Here is a 24,365-nt window from a genome sequence, read left to right as displayed (position 1 = left end):
ACGACTGGGGAGCTGATCGCGGTGACCACGACACACCCGAACGGCGCGGCCCTCCCGGGGGCGCACGAGCTGTTCGCCCGGCAGGCCGAGCGCACGCCCGCCGCGACCGCGCTGGTGTCCGGCGCGTCCCGGACGAGCTACGCCGAGCTGGACGCGCGGGCCAACCGGCTCGCCCACCACCTGGTCGACCTCGGCGTGCGGCCGGGTGAGGTCGTCGGCGTGCGCCTGCCGCGCGGGGTGGAGCTGGTCGTCGCGGTGCTGGCGGTGCTGAAGGCGGGTGGCGCGTACACCGTGCTCGACCCGCGCTTCCCCGCCGCGCGACTGGCCTCGGTGTGCGACCGGGCCGGGGTGCGGGTGGTGGTCCGCGCGGACGACGGCGTCGCCGCGGACGGCCTGCTCACCGCCGACCCGGTCGCCGCCGAGGTCGCCGCGCGGCCCGCGACGCCGCCGGATGTCGCGGTCTCCGCCGAGGACGTCGCGTGCGTCATGTTCACCTCCGGCTCCACCGGCGAACCCAAGGGCGTCCTGGCGCCGCACCGCGCCCTGGTCGGCACCCTGACCGGCCAGGACTACGCGCGGTTCACCGCCGACGAGGTGTGGCTCCAGTGCTCACCCGTGTCGTGGGACGCGTTCGCGCTGGAGCTGTTCGGGCCCCTGCTGCACGGCGCGACCTGCGTGCTCCAGCCGGGTGAGGCCCCCGACCCCGCGGTCATCGCGGACCTGCTCGCCGAGCACGGCGTGACCACCGCGCACGTGTCCGCGAGCCTGCTGAACTTCCTGGTCGACGAGCACCCCGGCGCGTTCGCCGGGCTGCGGGTGCTGATGACCGGCGGCGAGGCGGCCTCGACCCGCCACGTGGCGCGGCTGCTGGACCGGCACCCCGGCCTGCGGCTGGTCAACGGCTACTCCCCCGTCGAGAACATGATCTTCACGCTGTGCCACGACATCCGGCCGGCGGACACCGACCGGCCGATCCCGGTCGGCCTGCCGCTGGCGGGCAAGCGCGTCGCGGTGCTCGGGCCGGACCTGCGGCCGGTGCCGGCCGGCGAGGCGGGCGAGATCTACATGAGCGGCGTCGGCCTGGCCCACGGCTACCTGGGGCAGCCGGGCCTGACCGCGCAGCGGTTCGTGGCCGACCCGGCCACGCCCGGCGGGCGCGCGTACCGCACGGGCGACCTGGGCCGGGTGCGCGAGGACGGCGCGGTGGAGTTCCTGGGCCGCGCCGACGACCAGGTCAAGATCCGCGGTTTCCGGGTGGAGCCCGCCGAGGTGCAGGCCGCGCTGACCGGGCACCCCGGCGTGCGGCAGGCGGCGGTCGTGGTGCGCGAGGACCGGCCCGGTGACCGGCGCCTGGTCGGCTACGTGGTGGGCGAGGCGGAACCCGCGGCGGTGCGGGCGCACGTCGCCGCGCTGCTGCCCGAGCACCTGGTGCCGGCCGCGGTGGTGGTGCTGGGCGCGCTGCCGCTGACCGCCACCGGCAAGCTCGACCGCGCCGCGCTGCCCGCGCCCACCGTCGAGCCCACCTCGGGCGGTGCGCCGCGCACCGCGCAGGAGGAGGTGCTGTGCGGGCTGTTCGCGCGGGTGCTCGGCCTGCCGTCGGTGGGCGCGGAGGACGACTTCCTGGACCTGGGCGGCCACTCGCTGCTGGTCGCGACCCTGGTGAGCCGGGTGCGGGCCGCGCTGGGCGTGGAGCTGCGCGTCGCCGACGTGTTCACCGCCCGCACGCCGCGCGCCCTGGCCGCCGCGCTCGGCACGGCGTCGGCCGCCCGGACCCCGCTGACCGCCGCGGCGCGGCCGGAGGTGCTGCCGCTGTCGTTCGCGCAGTCCCGGCTGTGGTTCCTCGACCAGGTCGAGGGCGGCGCCACCTACACGATCCCGGTCGCGGTGCGGCTGCGCGGCGCGCTGGACGCCGGGGCGCTCCGCGCCGCCCTGGCCGACGTGGTGGGCCGGCACGAGGCGTTGCGCACGGTGTTCCCGGTGGTGGCCGGTGAGCCCGCGCAGCGGGTGCTGGAGGCCGTCACGCCCGCCTGGACCGAGTGCGACACCACCGCCGACGAGCTGGACGCCGTGGTGCGCGAGCTGGCCTCGACGCCCTTCGCGCTGGCCGACGAACCGCCGCTGCGCGCCCACCTGCTGAGGCTCGCCGGACAAGAGCACACCGGGGAAGACCACGCCGCAGAGGACCACGTGCTGCTGCTGGTGCTGCACCACATCGCCGGCGACGGCTGGTCCACCGCGCCGCTGCTGCGCGACCTCGCCACCGCCTACCGCGCCCGGTTGTCCGGGAACGCGCCCGACTGGGCCCCGCTGCCCGTCCAGTACGCCGACTACGCGCTGTGGGAGCGCGAGACCTCGGGCGACCTGGACGCGCGGGTGCGCCACTGGCGGGAGGCGCTGGCGGGCCTGCCCGAGGAGTCCACCCCGCCCGCCGACCGCCCCCGGGCCGCGGCGCGCGGCGCGCACGGCGACACCGTGCCGCTGGTGCTGGACGCCGCGCTGCACCGGGCGCTGCGCGAGCTGGCCGGGCGCACCGGCTCCACGCTGTTCATGGTGCTGCACGCCGGCCTGGCCGCCCTGCTGACCCGGCTGGGCGCGGGCACGGACCTCGCCGTCGGCTCCCCGGTCGCGGGCCGCTCCGACGAGGCCCTGGACGACCTGGTCGGCTTCTTCGTCAACACCCTCGTCCTGCGCACCGACACCTCCGGCGACCCCACCTTCACCGAACTGCTGGAGCGCGTGCGGAAGGCCGACCTCGCCGCCTACGACCACCAGGACCTGCCGTTCGAGCGGCTGGTCGAGGAGCTGAACCCGGCCCGCTCGCTGTCCCGGCACCCCCTGTTCCAGGTCATGCTGGTGCTCCAGAACACCCCGCCGGCCGCGCCGGACTTCGGCGGGCTCGACGCCCGGCACCGGGTCGTGGACCTGGACGTGGCCAAGTTCGACCTCACCGTGGACGTGACCGAGACCGCCGACGGGGTCGCCGGCGCGGTCAAGTACGCCACCGACCTGTTCGACCGGGCCACCGCCGAGCGCTTCGCCACGGGCCTGACCCGGCTGCTGAGCGCGTTCGCCGCCGACCCGGACACCCCGATCACCGCCGCCGACCTGCTCGACGACGCCGAGCGGGAGCGGGTCCTGGTGACCTGGAACGGCGCCGAGGGCCCCGAGGACCGCTGCGCCCACGAGCTGATCGCCGACCAGGCGCGGCGCACGCCGGGCGCGACCGCGCTCGTCTCCGGCGACGCCTCCGTGACCTACGCCGAGCTGGACGCGGCGGCCAACCGCCTGGCGCACGCCCTGGTCGACGCGGGCGTGGAGCCGGGCGACGTGGTCGGCGTGCTGCTCGACCGCGACCCCTCGCTGGTGGTCGCGGTGCTGGCGGCGCTCAAGGCGGGCGCCGCGTACACCGTGCTGGACCCCCGCTTCCCGGCCGGTCGGCTGGCCGCCGTGGCCGCGCGGGCCGGGCTGCGGCACGTGGTGTCGACACCGGGCTGCACGCTCGACGTGACCGTGGTCAACCCCCACACCGCCACCGAGGGCCCCTGCGCCGCGCCGGACGTCGCGGTCGACCCCGCCGACGTGGCGTGCGTGATGTTCACCTCCGGCTCCACCGGCGAGCCCAAGGGCGTCCTGGCGCCGCACCGCGCCCTGGTCGGCACCCTGACCGGCCAGGACTACGTGGACTTCGCGGCCGGCGACGTCTGGTTGCAGTGCTCCCCGGTGTCCTGGGACGCGTTCGCGCTGGAGCTGTTCGGCCCCCTGCTGCACGGCGGCACGTGCGTGCTCCAGCCCGGCCACGTCACCGACCCCGCCGTCATCGCGGACCTGCTCGTCGCGCACGGCGTGACCACCGCGCACCTGTCCGCGAGCCTGCTCAACCACGTCCTCGACGAGCACCCCGGCGCGCTGGCCGGCGTCCGGCAGCTCATGACCGGCGGCGAGCCGGCCTCCGTGGCGCACGTGCGCCGGCTGCTGGAGCTGCGGCCGGACGTGCGGCTGGTCAACGGCTACTCCCCCGTCGAGAACATGATCTTCACGCTGTGCCGGCGGATCACGCGGGCGGACACCGACCTGCCCGCCATCCCGGTCGGCTCGCCCATCGCGGGCAAGCGCGTCTACGTGCTCGACCACCGGCTCCGGCCGGTGCCGGTCGGCGTGCCCGGCGAGGTCTACATGGGCGGCGGCCTGGCGCACGGCTACCTGGGCGCGCCCGGCCCGACCGCCGAGCGGTTCGTGGCCGACCCCTTCCGGGACGGCGAGCGCATGTACCGCACCGGAGACCTGGTGAGGTGGCGCGCCGACGGCTCCCTGGACTTCCTCGGCCGCGCCGACGACCAGGTCAAGATCCGCGGTTTCCGGGTCGAGCCGGCCGAGGTGCGCACCGCCGTGGACCGGCACCCGGCCGTGCGGCAGAGCGCGGTCGTGGTGCGCGAGGACCGGCCCGGCGACCGGCGCCTCGTCGCCTACGTCGTGGGCGACGCCACCGCGGACCAGCTGCGGGCCCACGTCGCCGACCTGCTGCCCGAGCACCTGCGGCCGAGCGCCTGGGTGCCGCTCGACTCGCTGCCCCTGACGCCCAACGGCAAGCTGGACCGCAAGGCGCTGCCCGCGCCGGAGCACACCGCGGGCGCCCGCCGGACCGCGCGCACCGCCCGCGAGGAGATCCTGCGGACCCTGTTCGCGGACGTGCTGGGCCTGCCCGCCGACCGCGTGGGTCCCGACGACGACTTCTTCGCCCTCGGCGGCCACTCGCTGCTGGCCGCGAAGCTGACCGGCCGGGTGCGCGCCGCGCTCGGCGTGGAGCTGGGCGTGCGCGACGTGTTCGCCGCGCCGGTGGTCGCCGACCTGGCCGCCCGGCTGGACGGCGCGGCCGCCGCCCGACCCCCGCTCGTGGCGGGCGAGGTCCCCGCCGAACCGCCGCTGTCGCCCGCCCAGGCGCGGCTGTGGTTCCTCGACCAGGTCGAGCGCGGCGGCGCCGCCTACACCGTGCAGTTCGCGGCCCGGGTCACCGGACCGGTGGACACCGCGGCCCTGGACCTGGCCGTCCGCGACGTGGTGGGCAGGCACGAGGCGCTGCGCACGGTCTACCCGGACGTGGCCGGCACGCCGCACCAGCGGGTGTTGCCCGCCGACGAGGTCGGCCGGGTGTTCGCCGCCGGGGCGACCGGCGACGTGGCCGCCGCGGTGCGCGCCGAGGCCGCGCACGCGTTCGACCTGGCGGCCGAACCGCCGATCCGGGTGCGCCTGCTCACCGAGGCCGCCGAGGACCACGTGCTGCTGGTGACGCTGCACCACATCGCGGGCGACGGCTGGTCGCTGCGCCCCCTGCTGGACGACCTGGCCACCGCCTACCGCGCCCGGCTGTCCGGGAGCGCCCCCGGCTGGGCCCCGCTCCCCGTGCGGTACGTGGACTACGCGCGGTGGCAGCGGGACCTGCTGGACGAGCTGGGCGAAGGGCAGCTGGAGTTCTGGCGCGCCGCGCTGGCGGACCTGCCCGAGGGCCTCGACCTGCCCACCGACCGCCCGCGGCCCGGCCACCCCGGCCACCGCGGCGAGTCGTTGCCGCTGCGGGTGCCCGCCGACGTGCACCGGGCGCTGACCGACCTGGCGCGCGCCAACGGCGTCACGCTGTTCATGGTCCTCCAGGCCGCCTTCGCCACCCTGCTGACCCGCCTGGGCGCGGGCGTCGACGTGCCGCTGGGCACGGCCGTCGCCGGGCGCACCGACGAGGCGCTGGACGACCTGGTCGGGTTCTTCGTCAACACCCTCGTGCTGCGCACCGACACCTCCGGCGACCCCACGTTCCGCGAGCTGCTGGAGCGCGTGCGGGAGACCGACCTGGCCGCGTTCGACCACCAGGACCTGCCGTTCGAGCGGCTGGTCGAGGAGCTGAACCCGGTGCGCAGCCCAGCGCGGCACCCGCTGTTCCAGGTGATGGTGATCCTCCAGAACAACGCCGCCGCGGCGGTGGACCTGGCGGGCGCGGCGTGCGCGCCCGAGCCGGTGCCGAACACCGCGGCCAAGTTCGACCTCACCCTGGCCGCGCACGAGACCCCCGAGGGGCTGGGCGGCTACCTGGAGTACGCCACCGACCTGTTCGACCGCGACACCGCCGAGCTGCTGCTCGACCGCTTCACGTGGCTGCTGGCCGCGGCGGCGGCCGACCCGGACCGGCGCATCGGCGAGTTCGACCTGCTCACCTCCGCCGAACGGCACGACGTGCTGGTCAACTGGAGCGACGGCGGGCCGGCCGCGCCGGCCGCGACCGTGCCCGAGCTGGTCGCCGCGCGGGCCGCCGCCGCGCCGGGCTCCACCGCCCTGGTGTGCGGCGGGACCCGGGTGACCTACGCCGAGCTGGTCGAGCGGGCCAACCGGCTGGCGCACCGCCTGGTGGCCGCCGGGGTGCGGCCGGGCCACGTGGTCGGCGTGCTGCTGGAGCGCGGGCCGGACCTGGCCGCGGCCGTGTTGGCCGCGCTGACCGCCGGCGCCGGCTACACCGTGCTGGACCCGAAGCACCCGGCCGCCCGGATCGCCGACCTGGTGGCGCGCACCGCGCCGCCGGTGGTGCTGACCGGCGGCGACCTCGCCGGGGTGGTCGCGGGCGCGCCCGTCCTGCTGGTGGAGGACGTCACCGGGGGCCCGACGACCGCGCCGGACGTGGCGGTCGGGCCCGAGGACGTGGCGTGCGTGATGTTCACCTCCGGCTCCACCGGCGCGCCCAAGGGCGTCGTCGCGCCGCACCGGGCGCTGGTGGGCACGCTCACCGGCCAGCGGTACGCCGGGTTCGGCCCCGGCGAGGTGTGGTTGCAGATCGCGTCGGTGTCGTGGGACGCGTTCGCCACCCAGCTGCTCGGGCCGCTGCTGCACGGCGGCACGTCGGTGCTGCTGCCCGACCGGGACGTGGACCCGGCGGTCGTCGCGCGGCTCGTGGTCGAGCACGGGGTGACCGTGTTCGACGCCTCCGCCAGCCTGTTCGACCACGTGCTGGACGAGCACCCCGAGGTGTTCGCGACCGTGCGGCGGGCGATGACCGGCGGCGAGCCCGCCTCGCCCGCGCACGTGGGCCGCGCCCTGCGCGAGTTCCCGGGCGTGGCGCTGGTCAACGGCTACGGCCCGGCCGAGAGCATGGGCTTCACCACGGTGCACGAGATCACCGGGGTGGGCGGCGCATCGGTGCCGATCGGCTCGCCGATCGCGGGCAAGCACGCCCACGTGCTGGACGACCGGCTGCGGCCCGTGCCGCCCGGTGTGCCCGGCGAGCTGTACGTGGGCGGCGCGGGCCTGGCGCACGGCTACCTGGGCGCGCCCGGCGCGACCGCCGAGCGGTTCGTCGCCCACCCGTTCCGGGCCGGCGAGCGCGTGTACCGCACCGGCGACCTGGCCCGCTGGCGCGCCGACGGCTCCCTGGAGTACCTGGGCCGCGCCGACGACCAGGTCAAGATCCGCGGCTTCCGGGTCGAGCCGGGCGAGGTGCGCGCCGCGGTGCTCGCCCACGCCGGCGTGGCGGACGCGGCCGTGGTGGTGCGCGAGGACCGGCCGGGCGACAAGCGCCTGGTGGCCTACGTGGTGGGCGCGGTCGCGCCGGCCGAGCTGCGGGCCCACGTGGCGGGCGCGCTGCCCGAGCACCTGCGGCCGAGCGCCTGGGTGCCGCTGGACGCGCTGCCGCTGACCGCGAACGGCAAGCTGGACCGCCGGGCGCTGCCGGCGCCCGACCTGGCCGTGGCGCGCCGCGGCGCCCGCACCCCGCGCGAGCAGATCGTGGTCGGCCTGTTCGCCGACGTGCTGGGCCTGCCCGAGGACCGGGTGGGGCTCGACGACGGCTTCTTCGACCTGGGCGGGCACTCGCTGCTGGCCGCGAAGCTGGTCGGGCGGGTGCGCGGCGCGCTGGGCGTCGAGCTGGGCGTCCGCGACCTGTTCGACGCGCCGACGCCCGCCGGCCTGGTGACCCGCCTGGACTCGGCCGCCGCCGCGCGCACCCCGTTGCGGCCGGTGGCGCGCCCGGAGTGGACGCCGCTGTCGCCGGCGCAGGCGCGGCTGTGGTTCCTGGACCAGTTGCAGGGGCCGAGCGCGACCTACAACGTGGCGCACTCGGTGCGGTTGCGCGGCGCGCTCGACGTGGGCGCGCTGCGCGCGGCGCTGGCGGACGTGGTGGGCAGGCACGAGGCGCTGCGCACGGTGTTCCCGCCGGTCGACGGCGAACCGCGGCAGGTGGTGCTGCCCGCGGGCGGGGCGGACCTGCCCGTGCGGCCGACGCCGGAGTCCGAAGTGGACGACGTGGTGGCGTCGGGCGCGCGCGAGGTCTTCGACCTGACGGCGGAGCCGCCGGTGCGCGCGACACTGCTGCGCGTCGCCGAGGACCACCACGTGCTCCTGCTGGTGCTGCACCACATCGCCGGCGACGGCTGGTCCATGGGACCGCTGCTGACCGACCTCGCCACCGCCTACCGCGCCCGGCTGTCCGGGGACGCGCCCGGCTGGGCGCCGCTGCCCGTCCAGTACGCCGACTACACCCTGTGGCAGCGGGACCTGCTCGACGCGCTGGCCGCGCCGCAGCTGGAGTTCTGGCGGACCGCGCTGGCGGACCTGCCGCACGAGCTGCCGCTGCCCACCGACCGGCCGCGGCAGGTCGGGGCGGGGCGCGGCGACAAGGTCGAGGTCGCGTGGGGCGCGGACCTGCACGCCGCGCTGCTGGACCTGGCCCGCGCCAACGGCGTCACGCTGTTCATGGTCCTCCAGGCCGCCTTCGCCGCCCTGCTCACCCGGTTGGGCGCGGGCACGGACGTGCCGCTGGGCGGGCCGGTGGCCGGGCGCACCGACGAGGCCCTGGACGACCTGGTCGGCTTCTTCGTCAACACCCTGGTGCTGCGCACCGACACCTCCGGCGACCCCACCTTCACCGAACTGCTCGCCCGCGTCCGCGAGTTCGACCTCGCCGCGTTCGACCACCAGGACCTGCCGTTCGAGCGGCTGGTCGAGGAGCTGAACCCGGTGCGCGACCCGGCCCGGCACCCGCTGTTCCAGGTGGCGTTCGTGGTGCAGAACAACACGGGCGCGCGGCCCGTGCTGCCCGGCCTGGAGCTGGAGGTCGCGCCGGTCGACACCGGCACCGCCAAGTTCGACCTGACCCTGAGCCTCGCCGAGGAGTACGACGCGGAGGAGCCCGACGCCGGCGGCATCACCGGCGGTCTGGAGTTCAACGCCGACCTGTTCGACCGGGCCACCGCGACCGCCCTGGTCGAGCGGTTGGGCCTGGTGCTGGCGGCCGTCGCCGCCGATCCCGGGACCCGGGTCGGGGAGCTGGACGTGCTCACCCCGGCGGAGCGGTCGCGACTCACGGCCGGTTCGCCGGGCGGACCGGCACGGGCGGTGGAAGACCGCTGCGCCCACGAGGTCGTGGCCGGTCACGCGGTCGCCGCCCCGGACGCCACCGCGCTGCTGTTCGGGGGTGCGCGGCTGACCTACGCGGAGCTGGACGCGGCGGCCAACCGCCTGGCCCACCACCTGCTCGGCTCGGGCGTGCGCCCCGGCGACCTGGTCGGCGTCCTGCTCGACCGCGGGTTCGACCTGGTGGTGGCCGTGCTCGCGGTGCTCAAGGCGGGCGGCGGGTTCACCCTGCTCGACCCGACCACCCCGGTCAACCGGATGGCCGCGGTCCTGCGCGCCGCCGACGCGGCCGCGGTTGTCACCGACGCGCACGGCGCCGAACGCCTCCGCGACGTGGGCGTGCCGCGGTTCGTCGACATCGCCACCGACGTCGGCGGCCTGCCCGCGCACGCGCCGGACGTGGCCGTGGACCCCGCCGCGCCCGCGTGCGTCATCTTCACCTCCGGCTCCACCGGGCGGCCCAAGGGCGTGCTCGCGCCGCACCGCGCGATCGTGCGCACCCTGATCGGCCAGGACTTCCTGGACGACGCCGCGGGCCAGGTGTGGTTGCAGTCCGCGCCGCTGCCCTGGGACGGGTTCGTGCTGGAGCTGTTCGGCCCGCTGCTGGCCGGCGCGGCGTGCGTGCTGCACCCCGGCCCGACCCCGGAGCCCGCGCGGATCGCGCGGCTGGTCGCCGAGCACGGTGTGACCACCACGTTCCTGTCCGCGAGCCTGCTCAACTTCATGCTCGACGAGCACCCGGCCGTGTTCGACGTGCTGCGACACGTGATGACCGGCGGCGAGGCGGCGTCCGCGCCGCACCTGGCGCGGCTGCTGCGCGACCACCCGGGCGTGCGGGTGGTCAACGGCTACGGCCCCGCCGAGCACATGATCTACACCAGCCACCACGACGTGCGGCCCGAGGACACCGCCGCGGCGGCCGTGCCGATCGGCCTCGCCCTGGCCGACAAGCGCTCCTACGTGCTGGACGACCGGTTGGCGCCGGTGCCGCCGGGCGTGCCGGGCGAGCTGTACGTGACCGGTGTCGGCTCCGCCCTGGGCTACGCGGGCGAGCCGGGCCTGACCGCGGAGCGGTTCGTGGCCTGCCCGTTCGAACCCGGTGCGCGCATGTACCGCACGGGCGACCTGGTGCGGTGGCGATCCGACGGCCGGCTGGAGTTCGTCGGCCGCGCCGACGACCAGGTCAAGATCCGCGGGTTCCGCATCGAGCCCGGCGAGGTGCGGGCCGTCCTGGACGCCCACCCGGACGTGCGGCGCAGCGCGGTCGTGGTGCGCGAGGACCGGCCCGGCGACCGGCGCCTGGTCGCCTACGTGGTCGCCGAGCCGGGGACCGCACCCGACCTGGCCGCCCACGCCGCGGGCCTGCTGCCGACGCACCTGCGGCCCGGCGCGTACGTGCTGCTCGACCGCATCCCGCTCAACGCCAACGGCAAGCTCGACCGCGCCGCGCTGCCCGCGCCGCAGGTGGCGGCCGGCGAGCGCCGTGCGCCGCGCACGGCCCGCGAGCAGATCCTGGTCGGCCTGTTCGCCGACGTGCTGGGCCTGCCCGAGGACCGGGTGGGGCTCGACGACGGCTTCTTCGACCTGGGCGGCCACTCGCTGCTGGCCGCGAAGCTGATCGGCCGGGTGCGGGCGGCGCTGGACGCCGAGGTCGGCGTCCGCGACCTGTTCGACGCGCCGACGCCCGCCGCGCTGAGCGGCCGGCTCGACCGGGTCGCGCAGGGCCGGCCCGCGCTCACCCCGGCGCCGCGGCCGGACGAGGTGCCGCTGTCCTACGCCCAGGCCCGCCTGTGGTTCCTCGACCAGCTCGAAGGGGCGGGCGCCGCCTACAACGTGCCGCACGCGGTGCGGTTGCGCGGCGCGCTCGACGCGGAGGCCCTGCGGGCGGCGCTGACGGACGTGGTGCGCCGGCACGAGGCGCTGCGCACGGTGTTCCCGTCCCTCGACGGCGTGCCGCAGCAGGTGGTCCGCCCGGCCGAGGACGTGCTGATCGGCCTGCCGGTCCGGCACGTCGACGAGTCCGAGGTGGACGGCATCGCGCGGCGGGCGGCGCGGGAGGCGTTCGACCTCACCGCGGAGCTGCCGGTGCGCGCGACCCTGCTGCGCGTCGCCGACGACGACCACGTGCTCCTGCTGGTGCTGCACCACATCGCCGGCGACGGCTGGTCCATGGGACCGCTGCTGACCGACCTGACCACCGCCTACGCGGCCCGCCTCGCGGGCGCCGCGCCCGACTGGGCGCCGCTGCCCGTCCAGTACGCCGACTACACCCTGTGGCAGCGCGAGCTGCTGGGCGACCCCGACGACCCGACCAGCCCGCTGGCCCGCCAGCTGGAGTTCTGGCGGCAGGCGCTGGCCGGCGTGCCCGACGAGCTGCCGCTGCCCGCGGACCGGGCCCGCCCGGTCACCGCGAGCGGCCGGGGCGAGTCGGTGCCGGTCACCCTGGGCGCGGCGCTGCACCGCGACCTGCTCGACCTGGCCCGCGCCGGCGGCGCGACGCTGTTCATGGTGCTCCAGGCGGGTTTCGCGGCCCTGCTGACCCGGCTGGGCGCGGGCACCGACGTGCCCGCGGGCTCCCCGGTCGCCGGGCGGGCCGACGAGGCGCTGGACGAGCTGGTCGGCTTCTTCGTCAACACCCTGGTGCTGCGCACGGACACCGGCGGCGACCCCACGTTCCGCGAGCTGCTGGCCCGGGTCCGCGACACGGACCTGGCCGCCTACGACCACCAGGACGTGCCGTTCGAGCGGCTGGTCGAGGAGCTGAACCCGGTCCGCTCGCTGTCCCGGCACCCGCTGTTCCAGGTCATGCTGGTGCTCCAGAACAACGCCGAGGCGCGCATCGAGGTGCCGGGACTGGCCGTCGAGGTGCACCCCGTGGACACCGGCGCGGCCAAGTTCGACCTCACCCTCGGCCTGCGCGAGGAGCACGACGAGACGGGCGCGCCGGCGGGCATCACCGGCAGCCTGGAGTTCGCCACCGACCTGTTCGACCGGACCACGGCGGCGGCCCTGGCCGCCCGGCTGGGCCGGATGTTCGCCGCGGTGGTGGCCGACCCGGACACCCGGATCAGCCGCCCCGAGCTGCTGGAGGAGCGCGAGCGGCGCGGCCTGCTGGCCGCGTGGACCGACACCGCGGCGGACGCGCCGGTCGACCGCTGCGCCCACGAGCTGGTGGCGGCGCAGGCCCGGCGCACGCCGGACGCGGTGGCCCTGGTGCACGGCGACGCCACCGTCACCTACGGCGAGCTGCTGGAGCGGGTGAACCGGCTGGCCGCCGAGCTGGTGGCCCGGGGCGTGCGCACCGGCCAGGTGGTCGGGGTGCTGCTGGACCGGGACGTCGACCTGGTGGTGTCCGTGCTCGCCGCGCTCACCGCGGGCGCCGGGTACACCACGCTGGACGCGCGGTTCCCGGTGCGGCGGCTGGCCGAGCTGGTGGAGCGCACCGGCGCGCCGCTGGTGATCACGCGGCGGCGCCTGGCCGACCGGCTGGCGGACGTGCCGCGGCTGGTGCTGGACGACCCGGTCGACGCCGGCCTGGTCGCGGCCCGGCCCGCCACCGCGCCGGACGTGCCGGTGGACCCCGCCGACGTGGCCTGCGTGATGTTCACCTCCGGCTCCACCGGCACGCCCAAGGGCGTGGTCGCGCCCCACCGGGCCCTGGTCGGCACCCTGCTCAGCCAGGAGTACGTCGACTTCTCGCCCGAGCAGGTGTGGTTGCAGTGCTCGCCGGTGTCGTGGGACGCGTTCGCGCTGGAGCTGTTCGGCCCGCTGCTGTCCGGCGCGACCTGCGTGCTCCAGCCCGGACCGACCCCGGAGCCCGCGCTGGTCCGCGACCTGGTGGCCCGGCACCGGATCACCACCGTGCACCTGTCCGCGAGCCTGCTCAACCACCTGCTCGACGAGTACCCGGACGCGCTGGTCGGCGTCGAGCAGATCATGACCGGCGGCGAGCCCGCGTCAGTGGCGCACCTGCGCAAGCTGCTGGACCGCCACCCCGGCGTGCGGCTGGTCAACGGCTACTCCCCGGTGGAGAACATGATCTTCACGGTGTGCCACCAGGTGCGCCTGGAGGACACCGAGCTGCCGTCGATCCCGGTCGGCAGGCCGATCAGCAACAAGGGCTTCTACGTGCTCGACGCCCACCTCAACGTCCTGCCGCCGGGTGTGGTCGGCGAGCTGTACATGACCGGCGTCGGCCTGGCGCGCGGCTACCTGCGCGCGCCGGCGCAGACCGCCGAGCGGTTCGTGGCCTGCCCCTTCGCCGCGCCGGGCGAGCGCATGTACCGCACCGGCGACCTGGTGAAGTGGCGCACCGACGGCGTGCTGGAGTTCCTGGGCCGCGCCGACGACCAGGTCAAGGTCCGCGGGTTCCGCGTGGAGCCCGGCGAGGTGGTCAACGCCCTGACGAAGCACCCGCGGGTGCGGCAGGCGGCGGTCGTGGTGCGCGAGGACCGGCCCGGCGACAAGCGCCTGGTCGCCTACGTGGTGCCCGAGCCCGGTGAGACGCCCGAGGCGGCGGCGCTGCGGGCGCACGCCGAGGAGCACCTGCCCGAGCACATGCGGCCCAGCGCCTACGTGCGGCTGGCCGAGCTGCCCCGCAACGCCAACGGCAAGCTCGACCGGGCGGCCCTGCCACCGCCGGACTACCTCGACCGGCCCGCCGGCCGCAAGCCGGGCACGCCCCGGGAAGAGGTGATGTGCGGGTTGTTCGCGGAGGTGCTCGGCCTGGACGGCGAGGTCGGCGCGGACGACGACTTCTTCGCCCTCGGCGGGCACTCGCTGCTGGTGACCCGGCTGATCAGCCGGGTGCGGTCGGCCTTCGGGGCCGAGCTGTCCATCAAGTCGGTGTTCGAGAACCGCACCGTGGCCGCGCTCGTGGAGCGCCTCGGCCAGGCGGAACAGGCTCGTCCCGCGCTGCGGCGCCGGACCCGCTCGGAGGAGGTCCAGTGAGCGAGGCGATCCCCCTGTCGTTCACCCAGCGGCGGTTGTGGTTCCTCAGCCGGGTCGAACCCGGCCCGACCTACAACATCCCGCTGGCGCTGCGGCTGCGCGGCGCGCTGGACGTGCCCGCGCTGCGCGCCGCCCTGGCCGACGTGGTCGACCGGCACGAGGTGCTGCGCACGGCCTACCCCGAGGTGGGCGGCGAGCCGCGCCAGGAGGTCCGGCGGGACGTGCCCGAGCTGCCGGTGGTCCCGGTCCCGCCCGACGGGCTGACCGGCGCGCTGGACGCCGCCGCCCGGCACACCTTCGACCTGACCGCCGCGCCGCCGGTCCTCACGCGACTGTTCGAAGTGGACGAACAGGACCACGTGCTGCTGGTCGTGCTGCACCACGTCGCGGGCGACGGCGGTTCCACCGGCCCGCTGACCCGGGACCTGGCGGCCGCCTACGCCGCGCGGCTCGCCGGTCGCGCGCCGGAGTTCGCCGAGCTGCCGGTGCAGTACGCCGACTACACGTTCTGGCAGCAGGACGTGCTGGGCGACCCGGACGACCCGGGCAGCCGGTTCGGCGCGCAGGTGGCGCACTGGGCGCGGGCCCTGGCCGACCTGCCCGAGGAGGTGGGCTTCCCGGCCGACCGGCCCCGCGCCGCGGTCGCCGGGCACCGGGGCGACTCGGTGCCGGTGGACGTGCCCGCGGCCGTGCACCGGGCGCTGCTGGACCTGGCCGCCGACACCGGCGCGTCGCTGTTCATGGTGGTGCAGGCCGCGGTCGCGGCGCTGCTGACCCGGCACGGCGGCGGCACGGACGTCCCGTTCGGCACGGCCGTCGCCGGGCGCACCGACGAGGCGCTGGAGGACCTGGTCGGGTTCTTCGTCAACACCCTGGTCCTGCGCACCGACACCTCCGGCGACCCCGCGTTCCGCGAGCTGGTGGCGCGGGTCCGGGAGGCCGACCTGACCGCCTTCGCCCACCAGGACGTGCCGTTCGAGCGGGTGGTGGAGGAGCTGAACCCGCCGCGGTCGCTGTCCCGGCACCCGCTGTTCCAGGTCATGCTGGTGCACGCCGCCGAGGGCGACGGCCGGCTCGACCTGCCCGGCCTGGAGGTCGAGGCGGTGCCGCTGGGCACGGGCGCGGTGAAGTTCGACATGACGCTCGGCGTCCGCGAGCGCCCCGCGGCGGGCGGCCTGCGGGTGAACTGGGACTACGCCGCCGACCTGTTCGACCGCGGGACCGTCGCGGCGCTCGGGCGGCGCCTGGTCCGGCTGCTCACGGCGGTGGCGGCCGACCCCGACGCGCCGATCAGCGCGCTGCCCCTGCTCGACCGGGACGAGGTGGCGGAGCTGACCAGGCCGGCCGGGGACCCCGTGCCGGGGTGCGTGCACGAGCTGTTCGCCGCGCGGGCCGCCCGCACGCCCGACGCCACGGCCCTGGTCGGTGACGACGGCCGGGTCACCTACGGCGAGCTGGACCGGTGGGCCAACCGGGTCGCGCACCACCTGCTGGAGCTGGGCGTGCGTCCCGGCGCGGTGGTCGGCGTGCACCTCGACCGCGGGCCGGAGCTGGTCGCCGCGCTGCTCGGCGTGCTCAAGGCCGGCGGCTGCTACACCCTGCTGGACACCGCGTTCCCGGCCGACCGGCTGCGCTCGGCGGCGCGCCGGGCGGGCGTGGGCGTCGTGGTCGGCGCGCCGGTCGACGGCCTGGGCGCGCGGTGCGCGGACGCCGACCCGGCGGGCCCCGACCACGACCCCGGTGTGGCGGTGGACCCGCGCGACCCGGCGGTGGTCATGTTCACCTCAGGCTCGACCGGCGAGCCCAAGGGCGTGCTCGCGCCGCACCGCGCCGTCGTGGCCACGCTCACCGGCCAGGACTACGCGGAGTTCGACGCCGACCAGGTGTGGCTCCAGGCCGCGCCGGTGTCGTGGGACGCCTTCGGCACCGAGCTGTTCGGCCCGCTGCTGCACGGCGGCACGTGCGTGCTGCACCCGGCGGGCCCGCCGGACCCGGACGCGATCGCCCGCCTGGTCGCCGAGCACGGCGTCACCGTGTTCAAGGCGTCGGCCAGCCTGTTCAACCACGTGCTCGACGAGCACCCCGGCGTGTTCGCGACCGTGCGGCGGGCCATGACCGGCGGCGAGCCCGCGTCCGCGGCGCACGCGGCCAAGGCGCTGCGCGAGCACGGGCACGTGCGGCTCACCAACGGCTACGGCCCGGCCGAGAGCATGGGCTACAGCACCGCGCACGAGATCACCGCCGCAGACCTCGACCGCCGGTCCGTGCCGATCGGCCGCCCGGTGGCGGGCAAGCACGGCTACGTGCTCGACGCGCGGCTGCGCCTGGTGCCGCCGGGCGGCGTCGGCGAGCTGCACCTCGCGGGCGCGGGCCTGGCGCTGGGCTACCTGGGCGCGCCGGGCGCGACCGCCGAGCGGTTCGTGGCCGACCCGTTCCGGGCCGGTGAGCGCATGTACCGCACCGGCGACCTGGTGCGGCTGCGGCCGGACGGCGTGCTGGAGTACGCGGGCCGCGCCGACGAGCAGGTCAAGATCCGCGGTTTCCGGGTGGAGCCGGCCGAGGTGCAGGCGGCGGTGCTCGCGCACCGGGGGGTGACCAGCTCCGCGGTCGTGGTGCGCGAGGACCTGCCCGGTGACAAGCGCCTGGTGGCCTACGTGGTGGGCGCGGTCGCGCCGGCCGAGGTGCGGGCGCACGTGGCCGGGCTGCTGCCCGAGCACCTGGTGCCCGCCGCGGTGGTCGTGCTCGACGAGCTGCCCCGCACCCCCAACGGCAAGCTGGACCGCCGGGCGCTGCCCGCGCCGGACTACGCGTCGGTGGGCTCCGGCGACGAGCCGCGCACACCGCGCGAGGAGATCCTGTGCGGCCTGTTCGCGCGGGTGCTCGGCCTGGCCCCGGTGGGTGCCGAGGACGGGTTCTTCGACCTGGGCGGCCACTCGCTGCTGGCCACCCGCCTGATCAGCCGGGTGCGCGCGGCGCTCGGCGTGGAGCTGGGCATCCGCGACCTGTTCACCGCGCCGACGCCGCGCGGCCTGGCCGCGCGGCTGGGGTCCGCGGGCAGCGCCCGGCCCGCGCTGCGCCCGGCGGAGCGGCCCGACCCGCTGCCGCTGTCGCACGCGCAGCAGCGGCTGTGGGTGCTCGACCAGGTGCACCGGGGCTCCACCGCCTACAACTCGCCGTGGGCGCTGCGGCTGCGCGGCGCGCTGGACGTGGACGCCCTGCGCGCCGCCCTGACCGACGTGGTGGACCGGCACGAATCGCTGCGCACGGTGTTCCCCGAGGTCGACGGCGCGCCCGTGCAGCGGGTCCTGGGCGCCGCGCCCGACCTGGTCGTCGCCCCGGTCCCGGCCGACGAGGTGGACGCCGCGGTCGCCGCCGCCTCCGCGCACGCGTTCGACCTGGCCGCCGAACCGCCGCTGCGCGCCCACCTGCTGGCGGTCGCGCCGGGGGAGCACGTGCTGGTGCTGGTGCTGCACCACATCGCCAGCGACGGCTGGTCCAAGGGCCCGCTGCTGCGCGACCTCACCACCGCCTACGCGGCCCGCCTCGCCGGCGCCGCGCCCGACTGGGCGCCGCTGCCCGTCCAGTACGCGGACTACGCGCTGTGGCAACGGGAACTGCTCGGGGTCGAGGACGACCCGGACAGCCTCGTCGCGGGCCAGCTGCGGTTCTGGCGCGAGGCGCTGGCGGGCGCGCCCGACCAGCTCGACCTGCCCACCGACCGGCCCCGGCCCGCGGTGCCGTCCGGGCGCGGCGGCCTGGTGGTCACCGAGTTCGGCGCGGAGGTGCGCGGCGCGGTGCGCGAGCTGGCCGCCGCGACCGGCAGCACGGCGTTCATGGTGCTGCACGCGGGCCTGGCCGCCCTGCTGACCCGCCTGGGCGCGGGCACGGACCTGCCGATCGGCTCACCGGTCGCCGGGCGCACCGACGAGGCCCTGGACGACGCGGTGGGGTTCTTCGTCAACACCCTCGTCCTGCGCACCGACACCTCCGGCGACCCCACCTTCACCGAACTGCTCGCCCGCGTCCGCGACACCGACCTCGCCGCGTTCGACCACCAGGACGTGCCGTTCGAGCGGGTCGTGGAGGAGCTGAACCCGGTCCGCTCGCTGTCCCGGCACCCCCTGTTCCAGGTCACGCTGGTGCTCCAGAACGCGGGCGGCGGCGACGGTCCGGCGCTGCCCGGCCTGGACGTCGACCCGGTGTCGGCGTGGACCGGCACGGCCAAGTTCGACCTCGCGCTGGCGGTCGCCGAGGACGAGGTCCTCACCGCGAACCTGGAGTACTCGGCCGACCTGTTCGACGAGGGCACCGCGCGGTCGCTGCTGGAGCGGCTGGGCCGCCTGCTCACCGCGGCGGCGGCCGACCCTCAGACGAGGTTGGGCGCGCTGGACGTGCACGCCCCCGGCGAGCGGCGCCGGCTGCTGGAGGGCTGGAACGACACCGCCGTCCCGGCGGGCGACTGGGTACCCGTGCCGGACCAGGTGGCGCGCCGCGCGGCCGAGACCCCGGGCGCGTTCGCGGTGGACGAGCTGACCTACGCCGGGCTGGACGCGGCGGCGAACCGGGTCGCGCGACACCTGCTCGACCTCGGCGTGCGGCCGGGCGACCCGGTCGGCGTGTGCCTGCGCCGGTCCCCCACCGGGATCGCGGCGCTGCTCGGCGTGCTCAAGGCCGGCGCGGCGTACCTGCCGCTGGACCCCGACTACCCGGCCGAGCGGCTGGCGTACGTGCTCGCCGACGCCGCCGCGCCGGTGGTGCTGACCGAGCGGGCGCTGCGCGACCGCGTCACCGCGCCCGAGGTGGTGTGCCTGGACGAGCTGCCCACCGCGCCGACCGGGCCGGTGGCGGTCCCGGTGGGCCCCGCCGACGCGGCTTACGTCATCTACACCTCCGGTTCCACCGGCCGCCCCAAGGGCGTGGTGGTCGACCACGGCGGCCTGGCCGACCTGTGCGCCTGGCACGTGCGGGAGTACGCGATCACGCCCGCGGACCGCGCCGCCCAGGTGGCCTCGCAGGGCTTCGACGCCGCAGTGTGGGAAATCTGGCCGTACCTGGTGGCGGGCGCGCGGCTGCACCTGCCCGACGCGCGCACCCTCGCCGACGGCGACGAGCTGGTGCGGTGGATCGCGCGGCGGCGGCTGACCGCGTGCTTCCTGCCGACGCCGCGCCTGGAGCTGGTGCTCGACGACCTGGCCGCCGCCGGCACCTCGCTGCGCGTGGTGCTGACCGGTGGTGACGCGCTGCGCCGCCGCCCGCCGGCCGGCACGCCGTTCCGCCTGGTCAACCACTACGGGCCGACGGAGTTCTCGGTGGTCGCGACCGGGGCGGTGGTGTCCCCGGAGGATCGCGCCGACGTGCCGCCGCCGATCGGCGGGCCGGTGGACAACACGCGCGCCTACGTGCTCGACGCGCGGCTGGAGCCGGTGCCGGTGGGCGTGGTCGGCGAGCTGTACCTCGCGGGCGCGGGCCTGGCCCGCGGCTACCACGGCCGGCCCGGTCTGACCGCGGAGCGGTTCACCGCCTGCCCCTTCGGCGCGCCGGGCGAGCGCATGTACCGGACCGGCGACCTGGTGCGGCGGCGGGTCGACGGCGCGCTGGAGTTCGCGGGCCGCGCCGACCAGCAGGTGAAGGTCCGCGGTTTCCGCATCGAACTCGGCGAGGTGGAGGCGGTGCTCGCCGGTCACCCGGCCGTGGCGCACGCGGCGGTCGTGGTGCGCGAGGACCGGCCGGGGCTCAAGGCCCTGGTGGGCTACGTCGTGCCGCGCGGGCCGCTGGACGTCGCGGAGCTGCGGGCGCACCTGGGCGCCGTGCTGCCCGAGCACATGGTGCCCGCCGCGCTGGTGGTGCTCGACGCGCTGCCGCTGACCGCCAACGGCAAGCTCGACCGCAAGGCCCTGCCCGCGCCGGACCCGACCACCGGCAGCCGCCCGCCGCGCACGCCCCGCGAGGAGATCCTGTGCGGCCTGTTCGCCGAGCTGCTCGGCGTGCCCGGGGTGGGCCTGGACGACGACTTCTTCGACCTGGGCGGCCACTCGCTGCTGGCCACCCGGCTGGTCAGCCGGGTCCGCACCACCCTGGGCGTGGAGCTGGCCGTGGCCGACCTGTTCGCCAACCCCACGGTCGCGGGCCTGGGCTCGTGCCTGGACCGGGGCGTCGCCGCGCGCACCGCGCCCCGCCCGGTCGACCGGCCCGACGCGGTGCCGCTGTCGTTCGCCCAGCGCCGGCTGTGGTTCGTCAACCGGCTCGACGACCGCAACCCCAGCTACGCGGTGCCGGTGGCGCTGCGGTTGCGCGGCGAACTGGACGTGGACGCCCTGCGCGCCGCCCTCGCCGACGTGGTGGACCGGCACGAATCGCTGCGCACGGTGTTCCCCGAGGTCGACGGCGCGCCCGTGCAGCGGGTCCTGGACGTCGTGCCGCCGCTCGCGCTGCTCGACCGCGCGCCGGAGGACCTGGCCGCGGCCCTGCGCCCGCTGGTGGCCACGCCGTTCGACCTGACCTCGGACGTGCCGCTGCGCACCGCGCTGGTGCGGTTGGGCGCGGAGGAGCACGTGCTGGCGCTGGTGCTGCACCACATCGCGGGCGACGGCTGGTCCCTGGGCCCGCTGCTGCGGGACCTGACCACCGCCTACACCGCCCGGGTCGGCGGCGCCGCGCCCGGCTGGGAGCCGCTGCCCCTCCAGTACGCGGACTACGCGCTGTGGCAGCACGAGGAGCTGGGGTCCGAGGACGACCCGGGCAGCCCGCTGGCCCGGCAGCTCGCGTTCTGGACCGGCGCGCTGGCCGGCGCGCCCGACGAGCTGGAGCTGCCCGCCGACCGGCCGCGGCCCTCCTCGTCCGCGCAGACCGCCGGGCACGTGCCGGTGCGGTGGGATGCGGAGCTGCACCGCGGGGTGCTGGCGCTGGCCCGGCGGACCAGGACCACGCCGTTCATGGTGTTCCAGGCCGCGTTCGCCGCCCTGCTCACCCGGTTGGGCGCGGGCACGGACGTGCCGATCGGCACACCGGTCGCGGGCCGCCCGGACGAGGTGCTGGACGACCTGGTCGGGTTCTTCGTCAACACCCTCGTCCTGCGCACCGACACCTCCGGCGACCCCACCTTCACCGAACTGCTCGCCCGCGTCCGCGAGTTCGACCTCGCCGCCTACGCCAACCAGGACGTGCCGTTCGAGCGGCTGGTCGAGCGGCTGAACCCGCCTCGGTCGCTGGCCAGGCACCCGCTGTGCCAGGTGCTGCTGACCGTGCAGAACACCGGGGACGCCGCGCTGGAGCTGCCGGGCGTGGCGGTGGAGCCGACGCCGGTGTCGTCCGGGACGAGCGCGTTCGACCTGAGCCTCGGCCTGCGCGAGACCCGGGACGCCGACGGCGCGCCCGCCGGGCTCGACGGGGCGCTGGCCTACCGCGAGGACCTGTTCGACGAGGCCACCGCGCGGTCGCTGGTCGACCGGCTGGCACGGGTGCTGGCCGCCGCGGTGGCCGATCCCGGTGCGCGGCCGGGCGAGGTGGACGTGCTGGGCGCCGACGAGCGCGGGCACGTGCTGGACACCTGGAACGACACCGCCCGCCCCGTGCCGGACGTGACGCTGCCCGAGCTGTTCGCCGCGCAGGTGCGGCGCACGCCCGACGCGGTCGCCCTGGTCGCCGACGACGGCACGGCGCTGACCTACGCCGAGTTCGACGCCCGGGTGGACCGCCTGGCGCGGGCCCTGCGCGGGCGCGGCGCGGGACCGGAGCGGGTGGTGGCCGTGGTGCTGCCCCGCTCGGTGGACCTGGTGGTGGCGCTGCACGCGGTGCAGCGGGCGGGCGCGGCGTACCTGCCGGTGGACCCGGACTACCCGGCCGACCGGGTGGCGTTCATGCTGGCCGACGCCAAGCCGGTGCTGGTGCTCGACGAGGAGGCGTTGCGCGGCCTGGGCGCCGGGGTGGCCGGCCCGCTGCCGACCGTGCTCGGCGACCACCCGGCCTACGTCATCTACACCTCCGGCTCCACCGGGCGGCCCAAGGGCGTGGTGGTCACGCACCGCGCGATCGTCAACCGGCTGCTGTGGATGCAGGACGAGTACCGGCTGACCCCGGACGACCGGGTGCTCCAGAAGACGCCGTCGAGCTTCGACGTGTCGGTGTGGGAGTTCTTCTGGCCGTTCCAGGTCGGCGCGGCGCTGGTGGTCGCCCGGCCGGACGGGCACCGCGACCCGGCGTACCTGGCGGAGCTGGTGCGGCGGGAGCGGGTCACGACCGCGCACTTCGTGCCGTCGATGCTGGAGGCGTTCACCGCGCACCTGGAGGAGTCGGGCGAGCGCTGCCCCGGCCTGGCGCGGGTGGTGTGCAGCGGCGAGGCCCTGCCGACCGCGCTGGCGCGCCGGTTCGCCGCGGTGTGCGGCGCGGGGCTGCACAACCTCTACGGCCCCACCGAGGCCGCGGTGGACGTGACGGCGCACGCCTTCGCCGGCGCGGAGGCCACCGCGACCGTCCCCATCGGACGTCCGGTGTGGAACACCGCGGTGTACGTGCTCGACGAGCGCCTGCGGCCCGTGCCGCCCGGCGTGCCCGGCGAGCTGTACCTGGCGGGCGTGCAGCTGGCGCGCGGCTACCACGACCGGCCGTCGCTGACCGCGCAGCGGTTCGTGGCCTCGCCGTTCGGCGCGCCCGGCTCGCGGCTCTACCGCACCGGCGACGTGGTGCGGTGGTGCGGCGAGGGGGTGCTGGAGTACCTGTCGCGGGCCGATGACCAGGTCAAGATCCGTGGCCTGCGGATCGAGCCCGACGAGATCGCCGGGGTGCTCCAGGACCACCCGGACGTGGCGCGGGCCGCCGTGGTGGCGCGCCCGTTCGGCCCCGGCGACCTGCGCCTGGTCGCCTACGTCGTGGGCACGGCCGACCCCGCCGCGCTGAAGGCGCACGCGGCGTCCCGGCTGCCCGCGCACATGGTGCCGTGGGCGGTGGTGGAGCTGGACGAGCTGCCGCTGACGCCCAGCGGCAAGCTCGACCGCAAGGCCCTGCCCGCGCCGCCCTCGGTCGCGGCGGCGCCGGGCCGGGAGCCGTCGACGCCCGCCGAACGCGTGCTGGCCGGGCTGTTCGCCGAGGTGCTCGGCGTGCCGGTGGTGGGCGTGGACGACGGGTTCTTCGACCTGGGCGGCCACTCGCTGCTGGCCACCCGGCTGGTGGCGCGGATCGGCGCGGAACTGGGCGTGCGGCCGGCCGTGCGGGTGGTGTTCGAGGCGCCCACGGTCGCCGCGCTCGCCGAGCGGTTGGGCCGCGATCGACCGGGCGCCGGCGACCCGCTCGCCGTGCTGCTGCCGCTGCGCGAGGCGGGCACGCGCCCGCCGCTGTTCTGCGTGCACCCGGCCGCCGGCATCGGCTGGGTCTACACCGGGCTGCTGCGGCACCTGCCCGACCGGCCGGTCCACGCCCTCCAGTCCCGGGGCCTGTTCCAGCCCGACGCGCTGCCCGCGAGCCTGGACGAGGTGGTCAAGGACTACCTGGAGCAGGTCCGCGCGGTGCAGCCGACCGGGCCGTACTCCCTGCTGGGCTGGTCGTTCGGCGCGAACGTCGCGCACGCCATGGCCGCCGCGCTGCGCGAGGAGGGCGAGGAGGTGGCCCTGCTGGCGCTGCTGGACGGCTACCCGACCCGGTCGACCGGCGAGGTGTTCTCCCCGCGCGACCCGGAGGTGCTCGCCGCGCTGCTGCGCTCCCTCGGGCACCGGGCCGAGCCCGCGCCCCGCTCGCCCGCCGAGTTCCGGGACCGCCTGGCGGGCGGACCCCTGGCCGACGCCGACCCCGACCGGTTGGCGGAGGTCTTCGCCGCCAACCTGACCCTGATGACCACGGGCACCACCGCCCGCTTCGACGGTGACGTGCTGTTCTTCACCGCCACCGCCGACAAGGCCGACGGCTCGCCCGTGCCCGCCGACTGGCTGGCGCACGTCACCGGCGGCGTCGAGGAGCACCGCGTCGACTGCCGCCACGGCGAGCTGACCCGCCCCGAACCGCTGGCCGCGGTCGCGGCCGTGCTCGCCGACCGCCTCTGACCC

Annotated in this window: 2 protein-coding genes; both read left to right on the top strand. The window is 76.9% G+C overall.

What is annotated here, in order from left to right; genetic code table 11:
• The first annotated feature begins 21 nt into the window (after positions 1 to 21).
• A complete protein-coding gene (locus ABD223_RS23255; protein ID WP_344038522.1) occupies positions 22 to 14,334 on the top strand; it encodes a non-ribosomal peptide synthase/polyketide synthase in 14,313 nt (4,770 codons plus the stop codon).
• Positions 14,331 to 24,362 carry a non-ribosomal peptide synthetase gene (locus tag ABD223_RS23250; RefSeq protein ID WP_344038521.1) on the top strand — a complete coding sequence of 3,344 codons (10,032 nt, stop codon included), beginning with the start codon at positions 14,331 to 14,333 and terminating at the stop codon, positions 24,360 to 24,362. The genes ABD223_RS23255 and ABD223_RS23250 overlap by 4 nt, the downstream gene beginning before the upstream one ends.
• Positions 24,363 to 24,365: the final 3 nt, after the last annotated feature.

It is taken from the genome of Saccharothrix xinjiangensis, assembly GCF_039527585.1.
GTDB lineage: Bacteria > Actinomycetota > Actinomycetes > Mycobacteriales > Pseudonocardiaceae > Actinosynnema > Actinosynnema xinjiangensis.
This window is presented reverse-complemented; position numbering and strand designations above follow the sequence as displayed.